This is a genomic window from Bartonella sp. AP9QHHD (genome assembly GCF_042195625.1).
Taxonomy (GTDB): Bacteria; Pseudomonadota; Alphaproteobacteria; order Rhizobiales; family Rhizobiaceae; genus Bartonella.
Genome location: NZ_JBHIOP010000093.1, coordinates 1 through 17,383 on the forward strand (window position 1 = coordinate 1; position 17,383 = coordinate 17,383).

A 17,383-nucleotide genomic window follows, 5' to 3' on the forward strand; every position below is an offset into this window, starting at 1 on the left:
GCTGGTAATGGCAAAATCACCCCCTACTTCCATTTCTACACGCTCTCCAGAAACCACGGCGCCTGCCAATGTGGTGTTTGCACCACTCGTTGTGTGAACTGTGCCGGTGCCAATAATATGGCTGTTCTTCTGGTGAACCTCCTCACTGGAACCCTTGCCTTTACCAAAAGAAGCATTCCCCATCCACCCTGTACCACCGGTACCATAACTATACCCAACATTCATTGAAGCGCTTTGCGTGTGGTTTTCTGTGCTCTGCGTGTTTTGCGCACTTTCAAAGATGATATCTTTACCTGCTCCCATGGTGATATTCCCGCTCTGTTCATCATTGCTTTGTATCGGGTTTGTACCAGCAATAATATCGGCTCCAACACCATGGATGCTACCTTTGTGGGCTTGCATATTAACAGCGCGTCCTGCTTCTATTGTACCTGTTACCGCGGTAGAGGTCTGAACAGAGGCTTCTGCCTTCTCTGTCTTAAAGCCCACGGTTACGCTAGCAGAAACATCAGCAATATCACGAATAGACTGTTTGTTTCCACCTTTCATCCCATTATAAAGACCTTTGCCTTTGCTATAGAGATCATAGCCTTTTAGACCAGCAATAAGACCATTGCCGATTTTGTGTTTTGTATCCCCATGACCAAAACGTTTGACTGCATCCCTTACATCTTGTACAGCACCAAGAATGCCCACATTGACAGAGCCTGTCACACCAGCAAAAGACTTTTCATGTGTCTCTTTGCCGTTAGAGGTATCATAGCTTTCTGATAGGGTGATATTATTGCCGGCATCAATGTTGACATCACGATCCGCCGAAACAATGGCTGCTTGTAAATTCACATCATTGTCAGCAGTAATCTGCACATCTTGGCGTGCCGTGATGTGTGATTGTGTGGAAGTGGTTTCCCATTGATCGCCCGTATCTTTGGCGCTTGCAATCCCAATACCTACAGAAGCTCCACTTTTGCTCTTTCCAAACTGAATGCCAAAACCTGTGCGTTCTTCTACAGAGTTTGACTTATGGCTATTATGACCAACAAGCACATTCACATCATGCGCTGCCGAAAGGTTAATATTCTCACCTGCAAGATCAGAGCCAACAATTGTCACATCTTTTTTCTTGGCAGTGATGGTGATATTGCCATCCGCATTGAGAGAAGAGCCTTGATGCTCAAAGCTCTCTTCATTTTCTGTCTTTCCCTCACTCCCGTATATCGACACAAAGCCCTTACCTGATCCCACACCAAAACCTGTTTCATGCTCCTCTGAATGGCTTTTATGATGATCTGTCATGCCATCAATCGTCACACTTTCTCCGCTCACATTGATATCTTGACCGGAAAGAAGATGAGAAGCAGAAATCTTGGCTTCTCCTTGTGCGTCTAACACGATGTTTCCCGTCGCCCCAAGGATAGAGGAAACCGTTGTGGTATGCGATTGAGATGTATCGGACGATTTCTCATGCAAAAAGCCACTTGATGACGATTGTGCTTGCTGATCCAAGTGTTCTTGGGCGCCTTTGATAGTAATCTTTCCCCCAGAGTGAATGGTAATATCCGCTTGTTTCTGTTCTCCTGGTGCTTTCTCTCCTGACGTTTCCTCTGCCTTACCGGCTACGAGCGTCGAGGCGACAACTTCCGTGTTGTTTCCAGATTCAATGGCAACGCCTTTTTCTCCTGCTATACTTGAACCTACCACTTGGGTAGCTCCAAAAGTTTCATGATAGGATGAGCTTCCCCCAAAAAAACCGCCATCTGTGTAGCTAGATATCTCACGGTGTGAACTATCCTCTGCATTGGTGATCAGGACATCGTTGCTGGCTTTCAGCCCTACCTTGCCCTCAGCCGCAACGGAACTGCCTGTGATGCTAAGGTCATGCGGTTTCCCATCCTGCCCTGCAACAACAGTGGTATCACCCCCAGATTTTATCGAAGAACCCCGAGAAATAGACTCTTGCCTATCAACACTAAAGTCGCTGCTCTGAAAATGATAATCTCTTTCATCGTTTCTCACCCCTATTGTTATCTCCCCTTGTGCGCCAAGAGCAACATTGTCCTTCGCATCTATATCGGAAGCAGCAATATGGATATCTTGACCCGAGATGACAGTGGTATCTTTTCCAGAACTTAAATGAGAGCCATTGTGCAAGGCGACATGGGAGGTTTCACTCCCGCGATGATTGTCCATGCTGTTGCGTGTAGCATCAATCGAAACATTTTCTTTTGCTTGTAAGTAAAGATCATCATGCGCTTGAACATCAGAGCCTAAAATATTCAAATCTTTTCCAGAGAGAAGTGTCGTCGAGCCTCCAGAGTTTAACACAGATTTATGGTGCATAATGGAGTCACTATACTGTTTATGGTGATGCGTTGCAGCTGAGCCTATCGTCAAGTTGCCTTCTTCTGTAGCCATGGCAAGATCACCTCCGGTGCTGATCCCCACCCCTGAGGCGGTAATATCTTGTTTAGCAATCACCGTTGCATTACCCCCAGCAGAAAGCGCCTCGGTGTTTAATACGGTCTCCACGCCGTCAACCGTTGTGCGCCCTGCGNCTCTTTGTGATACGACATCTCATAATGTAAGCTATCCTCTGCATTATTGATCAGGACATCGTTGCTGGCTTTCAGCCCTACCTTGCCATCAGCCGCAATGGAACTGCCTGTGATGCTAAGATCATGCGGTTTGCCATCCTGCCCTGCAATGACCGTGGTGTCACCTCCCGATTTTATCGAAGAGCCAACGGCATGAGAGGCTTGCATATCCACTTTCGTGTTTTTGGTGCGAAGATGATACTCCATTTCATCGTTTCTTACCCCTATCGCTATCTCCCCTTGGGCGCCAAGAGCAACATTGCCCTTGGCATCTATATCGGAAGCAGCCATATGGATATCTTGACCAGATAGCACAGTCATATCCTGTAATCGAACCTTCATTTGCCGTGTTGTTGAGTTGATTGACCACCAGATTTAAACTGCCACCCGCGTGGATAAAGGAGGGCAATGCTTTGGCACCCTACATCATTCGTGCTTTTGTCCAACTCTCTTTTTAAGGATGGATAGGACGCTTGGATGGTCGCTTTTGTAAAGCTTTTTTTGTTTGTTGACGTTTTCTTTCATTCTCAAAATGCGCTATCATGGCCCGTTCCTTCTTGCTCGTATTGCTGAGACCAAAAGTGTCATTATCCATAAATTGCTGATATCCAGCTATCATGAGATCGGTTAGGAACGAGTCACTTTTCGGAGGTTGTGTAAAATAAATCCCCCTTGAATCCTGCAATTTATACCGGAAGCCTGCTTTTTTCATGCATTCATACACTGAGACAAATTCATTGACATACGAATTCATATTACTGGAAGAAGCATAAACCGGTTTCCAGCCACATTTTGATAAGGATTGTTGGATCATCGCTTTATCGACACCTGGCTTTTCCCATAATGCTAAAGTTGATGGAGGAGGTTGGTTAATACATCCAGCGATACTTAACAGAGCCATGCAACTCAATAGTTTTAAGATTTTCTTCATTTTCCCCTCTTTCAGTGGATTTATTTGCGATAAGAAGGCCCGTAAGCCTGGTGATATTTTCTGTCACCACTGTTTAAACAGCGGTGAACAATATTGAGATAGTGGATTGAGAAAACAATCCCCCATTCCAAGCAAAAACAAGGATGGGGGTTGATTACCATCAGCAGCAAAATTAAGGCTGGCATTTACGACTGTTTTTATATTTTTTACAAAAAGGGCTGTTTAAGCGCTTCTTGACACTGGGCCTCGGGATCACAGCACCTGGACGACAAATCGGGAGATTTTCGGCTCTAAAAGTATAACACCATCCTCCCTCATGTTCATTTTCATAATGGAAACCTGATTGAACCATACAAGCATGAATTGTTGCCCATGCATTGTTACTCAGCTTTCTGCTTTCTGGATCGGTATAATAAGGAGTTGGCATTCCACATTCTAACAAGGCTTTTCCTACCTCTGTAAAATCTGCTCCTGGTTTCTTCCACGCTGCCACCTCTCCTAGAGGAGGTTTGTTAAATTGACATCCGGCTATACTGAACAAAGTTACAGCGCTTAATAATTTTAAGGTTTGTTTCATTTTTTCCTCCATGATCTAATTCAAGGTTTTTGTTCTAGATGAGATGTGCCATAATTATATCTACATTGTGGACTCGCATCTCCAAGACAAGTATGGGAGCTTATGGGATTCATGATCACTCTCCACCATTCTTTCCACCAGTTACTACCGGCAGGGAGTGTCCCGTAAGTATAGTCATTGCCGCCAATAACTCTGCTTACAAAGTCAAATCTATGCCCATCAAAACCAACAGTGGTTTGTTTGCCATCACTCACATAACCTAACAGACCGGATGCAACTAAAACATTAAAGGCTGGTCCATAGAAATNATAAACATCCATGCCCTTGACCTGTTGGCGCACATAAATCACCATCGGGGCTTCTAGGGACGCCAATTGTTCTTCACTCAAAGCCTCACCAAAAGGGAGATTGTGGGCTTTTGCATAATCTGCCCCACCATCTAGCAAAGTTTTGACTTGTTCAATGGCATCACTTCCAGGAATAAAGGAACCTTTGCCCAAACCTTGACCAACAAGATCACGCATTTGTTTCTCAATCAGCTGCTTTTCAAAATAGGCATCACCTAAGAAAAAAATCTCTCTGTCAGGATTATAACCAATTCTGTTCAAATAATAGGCTGAGCCATAAAACTTGCCGACATCAAGGAATTCTGCCCGCGTTTCATAAATGAAATTTTGATTGGGCAGCGTGCCCCCAACACCCCCCGATTGGGGCTTTGGTAAAGGGAGCCCCTCAGCAAGTTCCCCCGCATTATTGAGATCGACTTTTGGTGTAAAGAGAGCGCCAGCTCCAGGCAAACCACTTAAGGACTCCAGTGGATTGCCTCCAACGGTTTTTGCCTCAAAATGCGCATCCCCTGTAATCGAACCTTCCGCTGCCTCGTTGTGGAGTTGATCGACCACCAAATTCAAAATGCCACCCGCTTGAACAAGACCAGGAACAGTATCGAGAACTTCTGAATTGATATGGCGAAAACCATCATTATTTATTATATCTAAAGCAACATTTCGGCTTCCATCAGCGTTATAAGCATAACAATAAGCATCCGTATTAGCCTGACAACCCATATAGGTGTTTTTATAAGCTGTTGCACCTAAATTGGTCAGCACATTGGCGTGGATATCGGCGTTTCCCCCTGCTTCTATAATGCTATAATGGTTGTCAATGGTATCAGCGTTAATAATAAGATTGCCGTGAGACTGTATCATTCCTTGACGAGTAGGCGAAAATTCTTGCGTGACAGTTTTCTGTATCATGTGAGATAAATNGCCTGTGATGCTAAGGTCATGCGGTTTGCCATCCTGTCCTGCAATGACAGTGCTATCACCTCCCGATTTTATCGAAGAGCCAACCGCATGAGAGGCTTGCATATCCACTTTCGTGTTTTTGGTGCGAAGATGATACTCCATCTCATCGTTTCTTACCCCTATTGTTACCTCCCCTTGGGCGCCAAGAGCAACATTACCCTTGGCATCTATATCGGAAGCAGCAATATGGATATCGCCACCCGATAGAACAGTGGTCTCTTTTCCAGAACTTAAATGAGAGCCATTGTGCACCGCGACATGAGATGTTTGATCCCCGCGATGGCTATTGGCACTGTTGCGTGTGGCATCAATCGAAACATTCCTCTCAGCTTGCAAGAGGAGTTTATCCGTTGCTTGAACATCAGAGCCTAAAATATTCAAATCTTTTCCAGAGACATAAGTGGGCTTGATGTACTTTGAAAAATATTTATTTAAAAAAAATGTGTGAATACACAACAACAAGTGTATTCCGTTTAGGGCGTTCTGTTTTGCATGAGGAGTATGATCCCATTAAAAATGAAGAGATTAAGAGGAATAAAATAGAGAGATAATAAAATAAAGGCCCCGTTAAACGAGGCCTTAGTATTTTTTGTGCTGATAATTTCATTTTTACGAAATTAGAATTTGTAAGCGACACCTACACGGAAGTCATTGGTTTTGTAGTTGAATTCACGTGTATCGTTGGCGAATTTCTTTTTACCAAAATCGGAGTAACGGTATTCTGCACGTAAAAGAACGTTGTCGGTCATTGCAAAGTCAACACCGCCGCCAATAGTGAAACCAACCATTGTCTTCGTGTCATCAGCCCAAGTACCACCAGTCAAATCTACATTTTGCTTAACTGATGGGTTTTCAACCACACCAGCTTTCTGTTCAACTTTAACTCTCTCTCCTTTTCCTGTAACTGATTGAATACCCTGTACCTGCGCATAGGCAATACCACCAGCAACATAAGGCATAATGCGGTCAACAGCAGCAAAACCGATACGAACGCGTGTAGCACCAGACCATTTTTCTTTGTAACTGTGCTTTTCCGTTACCTTGTCGCCTTTTTCAAACTGTTGCTGACCTTTTAATTCAACCTTAGCTTTTTCAAGGGCAGCATTAAAATCTGCTGCATTTTTTTCAGTAAGAGTCAATTCACGGGCTGTTTTTGATTCTTCACGGTCTGCCCAAACTGCATCGGTTTCAACACCGAGAATGAGACCATTTCCAAGGTCTACGTTAGATCCGGCATAAATACCACCCATGAAACCAGAAGGACTAGGTGTGTTATCTTTTTTGAAAAGTTCTTTATCTTCTCCTGGAATAGTTACTTTAGTTTTACTCGAAAAGTTACCAACTTGACCACCAAGATAAAAGCCTGTCCAAGAAAACGAAGGGGCTGCTGCGATAACTGCTGGGGCTGTTTCACGAGGGATGATAATATCAGCAGCTTGTGCTGCAGAAGCTGAAATTAAAGCGGCAATAGAAGTTGCTATTAAAGATTTTGTATTCATAATTTTGCTCCTAAATTAACTATCAAACGACCTTACAAGATTACAGATAGAAAAGCTGTAGTAAAAATATCACAATCACACAAATAAACCCTAGAAAACAGCGGTTTTGTAAAAGTCAAGATCTCTTGAAAATTTAACTTTTTATTAATACTTTTTTATTCATAATTGCACTTTTGATGAAATTAGAACTTGTAAGCGATACTTACACGAAAGTCATTGGTTGTGTAGCCTAGTTTAAGATAATCCTTTTTACATTCCTTCTTACCAAAGTCTGAGTAACAGTATTCCGCACGAAGCAGAATTGATCTGTCATCGCGAAATCTATACCACCACCAAGGATAAAACCCTCCATCGTTTTTGTTTTATTAAATACTGTAGCAGAAACTCTTTACTTGGCTTACCCATTTGCCAACTTTTTTGTTCCTGAAACTTTACCAACACCTTGTATTTGCGCATAAGCAATACCATCGCAAGATAAGGCATAATACTGTCAGCGACAGAAAAACCAACACAAACCCGTGTTGCACCAGACCTTTTTTCTTTGAAACCAATGCGATACACTGCTGTGTCACCCTTTTGAAACTTTTTATTTTCATCCAATGTAACACCAGCAATGCAACACCAGCATCTTCAAATTCATCATTAAAATCATTAAATTCATCAACCACAAGAATCTTTGAGACCGTCTTCGTCTCTCCTCGGTCTGCCCAGACTGCATCGGTTTCAACACCTAGAATGAGAACATTTCCAAGATCTACGTTGGAACCTAAATAAATACCACCGATGAAACCGGAAGGCATAGGTAGTGCATCTTTATCTGAAGTTTTTTCTTTTGTCTCAAAATCAAATACATAAACTTTGACTTGAAAAGTTGCCAACTTAACTACCAAGATAAAAACCTGTCTAAGAAAACGAAAGAGCTGTGATAACTGTTGGAGCTGTTTTACGAGGAATGACAATATCAGCAGCTTGTGCCGCAGAAGCTGTAGTCATAGCGATAACAAAAGTTGTTACTAAAGATTTTATATTCGTAAACTTTGCTCCTCATTTATTTACGAGCACAGTATTATACGACTACAAAAAAACGCTGTAGTAAAATGATACAATCATAGGAAACGAAAGCTGACGCAAGATAAAGTCATTTCATAACTTCACGTTTCATAAGAAATTGTAAGTTACAAGTATGTGTAAATTATTGATTTTATGGCATAATTGTTATCTGTCATTTATAAAAATCTTTTTAAGAAAATCTAAATAATATCTTTTACTCCCCTAATAAATATAGGGTATGTGATAATATAACAACAGAAAATAATAGAGGCCCTGTCAAAGACAGAGCCTCTTGGAAGTTTATTTCGTTTTTTACGAAATTAGAATTTATATGCAACGCCAACACGGAAATCATTGACTCTGTATTGAAGTTCAGCTGTGTCTTTAAAGTATTTCTTTTTACCGTAGTCTGAGTAACGGTATTCTGCACGCAACAGAACATTGTCTGTCATTGCGAAGTCAACACCAGCACCAAGGGTGAAACCAACAAGGGTCTTTGTTTCATCATATACGTTACCAGAAGCAACCAATTTACCAGAATCAGCAGAAGGATTAGCAGAAGTATCAACAGCTTTTTTCACTTCAATTGCGGAAATTCCTTGTATTTGCGTATAAGCAACACCACCAGCGATATAAGGCATGATACGATCAGCAGCAAAACCAATGCGAACGCGTGTAGCACCAGACCACTTTTCTTTCAGAGTAACACTTTCGGTGTATGCATCTCCAGATACAACTCTTAGACCATCTTTCACTGGAATCTTAGCTTCTGTAAGGATTTTAGTAATATCTTCAGCAGTTTTATTTAATAATCCTCCAACCGTATGTTCACCGTAATTAACTGTATCTTTTTTACCAACAAAAGAGACATCTGTATCCAAGCCAAAGACTACACCACTGCCGAGATCAATATTGTAACCTGTGTATAGACCACCGATCATACCGGAAAACTTAAAATCGTTTGAAAAGTTGTCAGATTTCATTGAACGACCACCAATCTGAGCACCAAGATAAAAACCTGTCCAAGAATAGGCAGGGGCTGCTGAGATGACTGCTGGGGCTGTTTCACGAGGGATGACAACATCAGCAGCTTGTGCTGCAGAAGCTGCCGCTATAGCGATAACAGAAGTTGTTACTAAAGATTTTATATTCATAAACTTTGCTCCTAATTTATTTATGAGCACAGTGCTACAAGATTACAGAAAGAAAAGCTGTAGTAAAAATGATACAGTCACAGAAAATGGAGGGCACATCCCAGACAAAATCGCTTCATAGCTTGATTTTGTACGAGAAACCTAAAGATATATATATAAATAACTTATTGGTTTTTAAATGTAATTCTTGTTTATTGTCTATGATTTTTTTTAAGAAAATCTGAATAATATCTTTTCACATCCACAATAAATTATGTATTGTGTGATAATATGGCAACAGAAAATAACAGAGGCTCTGTCAAAGACAGAGCCTCTGTTATTTAACTTATCATCTGTTAAAATTTGTAAGCAACACCAACACGGAAATCATTGGTTTTGTAAGAAGTCTCATATTTATCATTTGAGAATTTCTTTTTCCCAAAATCTGAGTAACGATATTCCGCACGTACAATAATATTATTGGTCATTGCTAAATCAACACCAGCACCAAGCGTGTAACCAACAAGGGTCTTTGTTTCATCAGACAGAGTACCAGAAGCGATTACTTTGTCTGAATCTTTATCTGTTATTGAAATCAACGCACTATCTTGAAGCTGTGTATAAGCGATACCACCAGCCACATAAGGCATAATGCGTTCAGCTGCAAAACCAATACGCACGCGCGTTGCACCAGCCCACTTTTCTTTAAAAGTGAAACTGTGGGTTCGTTTAGCACCAGGTTTAAGCGCATCTTTACCAATATTAATTGCAGCGTCTTTTAATACCTTGTTAATATAATTGATGTGTTCTGGGGCAATGACATATGTTTTTCCTGTCTTCGTGTCATCTTTATTAGACCACATGATATCTGTATCAACACCTAGAATAAGGCCATTACCAAGATCAACGTTGGAACCTGCATAAAGACCACCCATGAAACCAGATAGTTTAGGCAAAAGGTCATCAGGCGCTGGAATCTTGTTTCCATTACTGAGAATATCCATTTTCGTTTTACCCGAAAAACCACCAATCTGGCCCCCAACATAAAAACCTGTCCAAGAAAAAGTTGGAGCAACAATAACGGGAGCAACAGGTGTTGGTCTTGGGGGAACAATAACATCTGCTGCTTGTGCTGCTGAAGCTGAAACAAAAGCGAAAGCAGAAGCTGTTATTAACCATTTCATATTCATATTTTCTCTCCATAGCTGAATATTTATTTGAACACACCGTTTCATATAGAGCACCATCTTCAGATATCTGTAGCAAAAATGATACACTTATAAAAAAAACAAAAAGCCAATCAAAGTACCCTTAATTGCTTGATCTGTAATAAATGAGAATAAAACTATGCCCATGCACAAATGGTCTCTTTTCCTCACGTTTTCTCTCCTTTATCATTTTGATAAAAAAACTGCGTCACAGTACCCTCCGTGTAAAGCGTGTGCTATTGACATAAAAATATAATATATTGATTTATAATGAAAAAATATCTTTTATATTAATTCGTCTGCAATATTGACGATGCTCTTATCTTAAGCTTTTTTATATTAAAGAAACCAAAACCATCCCTCTGCACCTCACAAACAAGCAAGTGTGTGAATAAATAAAACTATTTAAAAGCTAAAATGCTTCCTATTAATACTCTCAATATTGTAATAGTGAAGACCGTTACAATATTGAGGGCAGCTAAATCTAACTGTTCCATTTAAATTCATACAAACAACGTTTTTAGCTTCATCCTTCGCATAACCAAATGTGAATAGCACTTTGATTATTTTTTCATCATTGTAAAGAACGCTTGTAGCGCACATGAAAAAGATCTCCACTACCCTATGGACTGCAACAAGATTACATGCAATTTCATCACGCTTGCTCTTTGTTTTTATTTAGGCATTTATTCCTTTTTGACATATTTACCATTTTTTTCTTCTCTCAACCTTATAGTAAAGTCTTTTTCAGAGATTCAGCCTTATTTGTAGGCTATCATTTCATACTCCTTTACAAGACGAAATTGAAAAAAATACCTAAAGACAGACAACCGGTATGATAAACATTAAAACTTATATAGAAATCTCCTTAAAGCTGAAAAAATGAGAAATCTTTCTGAAAGTTTTCAACCCACCCCTTGCTTTAAAAATCATGAATTTGGCAGAAAAAATATCCCTCTTTTTCAACTTCAAAGCATATATTATACTTCTTGATGTTGTTTTTTCACTTTTTAAAAACTCATTGGACCTCGTGCAAATAGGTTTGGCCGTCCTTTTTTCCCTAGTCTTCTTTTAGGATAATGATCTCTTTTTTTACCAGAATGTAACACAGGTACTAACTTAGCTGCTGTTATGCTTTCGCTGTTATTTGTGCAAGAAAGTTCTATCTGAAAAACTTCAGATAATAACTTGCGAAGCTGTTCACCAGTAAAAAAACCTATTGGAGGAACAGCCGAAGATGCTCTCTGTATAAGGTTTTGAGACGCTAAAAAACTTGCACCTTGAGCCATAGAGATTGAAGCAAAAGTAGCAAAAGCTGTAATAAAATATTTTATGTTCATAAATTTAACCTCATCAAATATTCATAATGGATTTTATCTAGTGCCTTCATTGCAAATTTCCAGAAAAAATAGCATGTTTATAGATAAAAAGTGAGAATCTTTAAAAATAAAGCTTTGGAGCATTTTAATTTTAAAATAAAAGAAAATTGCCCTGCTCTGCCAACATAGAAATTACTTATTGAGTAATAAATAAAGGCACGAAGTATCATCTGAAAATAATAAACTATACGAACTTCATATAATATACTGATTTATAATGATAATATAGCGTTATCCATATTGACTGAGAATCCTAAATACCATAAGATTCTCTCATTCCAAATCTTTTTCATGTTGAATCAATCAAAACCATTTGTTTGCACGTTACAAGTTGAGAGAGCTGTGTGGATAAAAAACACTAAAAAAAGACTAAAAATGCCTCTTATGAACCGTCTCAAGTGCTAAGGACTTACACAACATTGGGAATTGGTACAGTTGTGTGGATGGTAGCGGCTTGTTACTCCATAAGCATAAAGATGGTAGTGTTCAATAGATTTTATATTGGTATTGGAAGCTTTATTGTTATATCTTTTATGAGCGCCACCGTAAAATGAACTTGGGTGTCGGTTTCTTTACAAAAAGCACATGAATTAGCAACACAAATATATTCCGTTTAGGGCGTTCTGTTTTACACGAAGAACGTAAATCCATTAAAAACATGAGGCAATGCGTAATCTCTATTATTTAACAGACATTGCTTTAAATACTTTTGAAAGTCGTAAAGCAGAATTAAAAATGATGGTAAAGATGAGATTTGGTTTTTACATTTACACATTCATATTCTCCCCCAATTAGGCTGTATACCGGTTTCAGAGATTTAAGTCTTCCAACCTACCGTATGTTTCCAGCCTCTCCTCAAAATTGCTTTGTTTCAAATAAAAGCTGTTACAAAAATAAAAAATATGGATTCGCAAAAGTATTTTTATTGCCTAAACTTCAAATGAAATAGCACTTAAGAATTTATTATAATTCTTATCAGAAAAGATGAGAGGATAAAACGCCCATAATGTACAAGCATTTTGTCCTCTCACATCAATAATTAACTCTATTTAAAAGCCAATTTTAAAGTTAGCTATGCGCAAAAATATCAACTTCCGCCCATCCTAAAAGATCAAGCCTAGCTCTCATAGGCAAAAATTGAAAGCATGCCTTGGCAACATTTTCTCGCTCTTCACGTCTTAAACGTTCTTCAAATATAACCTTTAAACGATGTAAATATAACACATCCGACGCAGCATATTCAATTTGTGCCTGTGATAACGTTTCTGCCGCCCAATCCGAAGATTGTTGCTGTTTAGAAATATTCACATTCAGCAATTCATTACAAATTTCTTTCAAGCCATGACGATCCGTATAAGTGCGCGTGAGTTTCGAAGCAATCTTTGTACAAAAAATAGCCTCTGGCATAACACCAAATGTATGCGCTAAAATAGCAAGATCAAAACGCCCAAAATGAAATATTTTGGTTATTGCGTTATCCTCAAGCAATTTTATCAAATTTGGTGCACTCTTTTGTTCTTTAGCAATCTGAATAACGTCAGCAGTACCATCTCCAGAAGAAAGCTGAACAACGCATAAACGATCACGATAGGGTTGTAATCCTAAAGTCTCGGTATCAATCGCAATGGCATCAGTTTTATAATTGTCTAAGTTTGGTAAATCACCTTGATGAACGCGAATCTCAGCCATTTACCCTCCTACTTGCTAAAGCAGCAAGAATACGCGCCCAAGACCGCTGCCCCTTATGAAACGATTTTAAATTATACTTTTCATTAGGAGAATGAATACGGTCATCAGCCAATCCAAAACCAACCAAAAGAGTTTCCATACCAAGAATTGACCGAAAATCTGCTACAATTGGGATCGAGCCCCCCATGGCTGTCAAGACAGCGGGCACTTCCCACTCTTGTGATAAGGCATCCTTCGCCTCCTTGATAAAAGATGAATCATCAGAAATCTGAAGTGCCGGAGAAGAACCGTGATTCTTAAATTCAACCTTACAATCAGCAGGAATTGAGCTACGTACATAATCACGCAACGCTTGGCGTATTTTCTCTGGATCTTGCTTATGCACCAAACGACACGATACTTTTGCACTCGCTTGAGAAGCAATAACTGTTTTCATCCCCTCCCCTTCATAGCCGCCACTAATACCATTAATTTCCATGGTAGGACGTGCCCATACAAGCTCTAAAATGCTCCGCCCTTTTTCACCAGCTGGAACGGAAAGTCCTATAGGACCAAGAAAATTTTCAGCAGTACAATTAAGTGCATTCCATGATTGTAAAATCTGTGGAGGTGTTTCTTCTACGCCATCATAAAAACCAGGAAGTGTTGCCCTATTATTTTCATCGTGAAGTCCTGCTAAGATTTTCGTTAAAATACGAATGGGATTAGCTGCTACTCCTCCAAAATAACCAGAATGTAAATCACGATTCGCTGCTGTGATAATAATCTCTTCTGCCATAATTCCCCGAAGAGAAAGAGCAATAGATGGTGTATCCGCATCCCACATTGACGTGTCACAAACCAATGCATAATCTGCCTTAAGTTCATCTGTATTTGCTTTTAAAAAAGGAATAAGGGAAGGAGAAGCACATTCTTCTTCTCCCTCAAATAAAACAGTAACTTTAATAGGAAGCTGCCCTGTTTCTTTCTTAAATGCACGACATGCTTCAATAAAAGTCATCAACTGACCTTTGTCATCTGAAGCTCCACGAGCACAAATAACTTTCTCTCCATCTCTCTCTTTTAAAGAAGGTGTAAATGGATCATCCTCCCATAAACTCAATGGATCAACAGGTTGAACATCATAATGTCCGTAAAACAGCACATGCAAACAATCATCTGAAGGTCCAGGATGATGCCCAACAACCATTGGATGCCCCGGCGTATCACGGCGTGAAGCCTCAAAACCGATGCTTTTTAAATCCTCCACTAACCAATCAGCTGCTTTACGACATGCATCCTTGTAAGCCGAGTCTGTAGAAATCGATTGAAAACGTAAAAGAGAAAAAAGGCGTTCAAGGCTCTTCTCTATATTTCCATCAAGATGTGTTAGTACTTTATTCAGCATAAAAAAAAACCTTTCAAGCCTTGTGTAATTATATTATAGATGCGATGACTTTAAGCCTCTTGTAAGATTTTGCAAGACACCTTATTCATTTTTGACATTGTGAGCAGTAAAAACTTGAACGTCCAGCCTGTAAAATGCGCATAATAGGCGCTCCACATTCCAAACATTGCTTGCCTTCTCGTCCATAAACTGAAAAAGCATGCTGAAAATAACCAAGCGAACCATCTATATGCATATAATCACGTAAAGAAGAGCCACCAGACAAAATGGCTTCAGAAATCACATTGCGTATATTTTGTGCTAAAGAATCTGCAAATTCACGTGCACGTGCCGTTTTTGATGCTAATGTAAATGCACCACGTTGTGGAGACAAACGACTCCGCCAAAGTGCTTCACAAACATAAATATTCCCAAGACCTGCAACAATAGACTGATCAAGTAAAACACCCTTGAGAGACATTTTTTTATTAACAAAAGCCTTTTGTAAATAACGACCAGAAAACGAATTACTTATAGGTTCAAGACCTAGCTTATTTAAAAGTGGATGTTCATAAAGCTTATCCGTATCGACTAAAAGCATAAACCCAAAGCGACGCACATCATTATAAATAAGACGATCAACGTCACCATTCTTTGTCTGAATATCCATGACAAAATGATCATGTTTAACTAATTTACTTGACGCTGAACAAGCTTTTCTTAAAAAATCATTCTCTATACGCCATGAACCAGACATTCCTAAATGGCTTAAAATCGTTTCATCCTGAGAAAGATGAAATAATAAATATTTCGCACGCCGACCAAGTTCTATAATTGTTCTGCCAATAAGGCGCTCAGAAAAAGCCTCAGGAAAAGGAAAGCGCAAATCTCTACGATTAAGTTTGACAGATACTATCTTTGCATCAGTTACAACGGACTCAAGTCCACGACGAACTGTCTCTACTTCAGGAAGCTCAGGCATTACTCTTCTTTAATAATTATACACTTTCCAATCGTATCACTGATAAATTGACTTCTTCCCCCCTCAAAAAACGAAGACTTCCTCTACATCTACTAAACAAATTCTTGATGAGTCGATTTTACTTGGATTCCTACTCATGTGAATCATTTAACTAAAGGCTTTATGGACAAACCCTGCCTTGAATATATACCACACACTCTAAAATACTTAACGTATCAATAAAGCTTACATCCCACCCCACCTCAAATGACCGCGTTTTATGGTAACAAAATTAAGCCCATTCACCCTTACGAAATACAGGAACTCTTACACCATCTTGGGTAATGCCATCTATGTCAATTTCACCAGAACCAATCATCCAGTCAATATGAATGACACTTTTATTCCCACCACGTGCTGCAATCTCTTCTGACGTCAATGATGCCCCATCTAAAAAGCATTTGGAATAACACTGCCCTAAAGCAATATGACATGCAGCATTTTCATCAAATAAGGTATTATAAAAAAGGAGGCCACTCTTAGAAATTGGTGAAGAATGGGGCACAAGGGCAACTTCGCCCAACCGGCTTGCACCCTCATCACTTTGCAAAACCTGCTGTAAAACTTCTTGGCCTGTTGATGCACGAGCCTCAACAATACGCCCGGCTTCAAAACGTACTTCAATATTATCAATCAGAGTTCCTTGATAGGAAAGGGGCTTTGTTGAGCGAACGAAACCTTCAACCTTATGAGCATGAGGAGTCGTGAAAACTTCTTCTGTCGGAATATTCGGATTGCAAATAACACCATTTTGAGCAACGGATGCACCACCATGCCATTCATGATCATCTGCCAAACCAACAGTTAAATCAGTCCCTGGCCCTGTAAAGTGTAAGGCAGAAAAACGCTGCTCATTAAGCCAAGATGACCGTTTCTTCAAATGTGCATTATGAACAGTCCACGCCTGCACCGGATCTTCTCCTGTAACACGTGAAGCAGAAAAAATTGCATCGGCTAATTTTTTAATCGCCTCATTAAGTGGTAAAGAAGGAAACATTGCCTCAGCCCATCCTGCTGTTGGATAAGCAACAATCGACCAATTCATAGCAAAATTTGATATTTGCTTGAGTGCCGGCTGGTAAGCTATTGAAGTGGCTTTATTTAAACGTGAAACCTTATCAAAATCCTGATTGGAAAGGAGCAAAGGATTATCACCAACAATCGCTAAACGCGCTGCCCCATTTTCAAAAGCCTTTGCCATTCCCTCATAAAGCCAAGAAGGGGCACAATCAAAACTAGCTGTATGGGCATTTTCAAACCGTGTAAGCGATAACATATCATCACTAAAAATTGGTGTAATGACACCAGCACCAACCTTATAAGCATGATATGCAATACGCCGAACAAAAGGTAACGCTGAAACTGGAGCAGTTAAAACAAGATCCTGCCCCTCTTGTAAATTCAACCCCACTTTCACTGTAATTTCTGCAAGACGATTAAGCATTTCAGGCAAAATTGTCTCATGAATATCAAAGTACATTACCAATACCCTTCTTTAAATAGAATGCGTTCTTTATGTCGTCATATTATAAATTGTTTTTCAGATCCTTTGAGTTCGCTTTCTCTACGTATATTTATGCGTATCATTATCGCTAAAATTCACTTAATTCATAAACCGCAATGGGTATA

The 17,383-nt window shown here is 39.6% G+C and carries 11 protein-coding genes and 3 pseudogenes; 1 reads left to right on the forward strand and 13 read right to left on the reverse strand.

The genetic code is table 11. The features are described from left to right. The 9 genes and pseudogenes from ACFIK4_RS08160 to ACFIK4_RS08200 all read right to left on the reverse strand — a co-directional run. Positions 1-2,921, reverse strand: a pseudogene (locus ACFIK4_RS08160) (hemagglutinin repeat-containing protein); the annotation flags it as partial. A 127-nt stretch (positions 2,922-3,048) separates the two neighbouring features. After that, positions 3,049-3,525: a hypothetical protein gene (locus ACFIK4_RS08165; protein WP_375675726.1), complete on the reverse strand. Its 477-nt coding sequence runs from the start codon at positions 3,523-3,525 to the stop codon at positions 3,049-3,051. A 172-nt stretch (positions 3,526-3,697) separates the two neighbouring features. Beyond that, on the reverse strand, positions 3,698-4,102 hold the full coding sequence (locus tag ACFIK4_RS08170) for a hypothetical protein (RefSeq protein ID WP_375675728.1): 405 nt from the start codon (positions 4,100-4,102) through the stop codon (positions 3,698-3,700). A 20-nt stretch (positions 4,103-4,122) separates the two neighbouring features. Continuing rightward, a pseudogene (locus ACFIK4_RS08175) lies at positions 4,123-5,805 on the reverse strand (hemagglutinin repeat-containing protein); the annotation flags it as partial. Positions 5,806-6,026: 221 nt separating this feature from the next. Then, on the reverse strand, positions 6,027-6,908 hold the full coding sequence (locus ACFIK4_RS08180) for an outer membrane protein (protein WP_375621217.1): 882 nt from the start codon (positions 6,906-6,908) through the stop codon (positions 6,027-6,029). A 431-nt stretch (positions 6,909-7,339) separates the two neighbouring features. Continuing rightward, on the reverse strand, positions 7,340-7,798 hold the full coding sequence (locus tag ACFIK4_RS08185) for a hypothetical protein (protein WP_375675730.1): 459 nt from the start codon (positions 7,796-7,798) through the stop codon (positions 7,340-7,342). Positions 7,799-8,278: 480 nt separating this feature from the next. Beyond that, a complete protein-coding gene (locus tag ACFIK4_RS08190; RefSeq protein ID WP_375675732.1) occupies positions 8,279-9,112 on the reverse strand; it encodes an outer membrane protein in 834 nt (277 codons plus the stop codon). Positions 9,113-9,447: 335 nt separating this feature from the next. Continuing rightward, entirely contained in the window at positions 9,448-10,281 is an 834-nt protein-coding gene (locus ACFIK4_RS08195; RefSeq protein ID WP_375621215.1) for an outer membrane protein, read from the reverse strand. A gap of 1,028 nt (positions 10,282-11,309) precedes the next feature. Beyond that, positions 11,310-11,639 carry a hypothetical protein gene (locus ACFIK4_RS08200; RefSeq protein WP_375638372.1) on the reverse strand — a complete coding sequence of 110 codons (330 nt, stop codon included), beginning with the start codon at positions 11,637-11,639 and terminating at the stop codon, positions 11,310-11,312. Between the two features lie 414 nt (positions 11,640-12,053). On the opposite strand from ACFIK4_RS08200, the pseudogene ACFIK4_RS08205 reads away from it, so the two are divergent. Beyond that, positions 12,054-12,496, forward strand: a pseudogene (locus ACFIK4_RS08205) (integrase); the annotation flags it as partial. A gap of 250 nt (positions 12,497-12,746) precedes the next feature. Here the strand turns inward: ACFIK4_RS08205 and ACFIK4_RS08210 are convergent. From ACFIK4_RS08210 to ACFIK4_RS08225, 4 genes are all read right to left on the reverse strand, one after another. Next, a complete protein-coding gene (locus ACFIK4_RS08210; protein WP_375632307.1) occupies positions 12,747-13,367 on the reverse strand; it encodes a ribonuclease D in 621 nt (206 codons plus the stop codon). Further along, positions 13,360-14,754, reverse strand: a complete 1,395-nt coding sequence (locus ACFIK4_RS08215) for a M20/M25/M40 family metallo-hydrolase (protein WP_375611787.1) — start codon at positions 14,752-14,754, stop codon at positions 13,360-13,362. Before ACFIK4_RS08215 ends, ACFIK4_RS08210 begins: the two co-directional genes overlap by 8 nt. A gap of 85 nt (positions 14,755-14,839) precedes the next feature. Beyond that, positions 14,840-15,715, reverse strand: coding sequence for a bifunctional DNA-formamidopyrimidine glycosylase/DNA-(apurinic or apyrimidinic site) lyase (mutM, locus tag ACFIK4_RS08220; protein WP_375675736.1), 876 nt, complete (start codon positions 15,713-15,715; stop codon positions 14,840-14,842). Positions 15,716-15,986: 271 nt separating this feature from the next. After that, positions 15,987-17,234, reverse strand: a complete 1,248-nt coding sequence (locus ACFIK4_RS08225; protein ID WP_375613327.1) for an aminopeptidase — start codon at positions 17,232-17,234, stop codon at positions 15,987-15,989. Positions 17,235-17,383 lie beyond the last annotated feature (149 nt).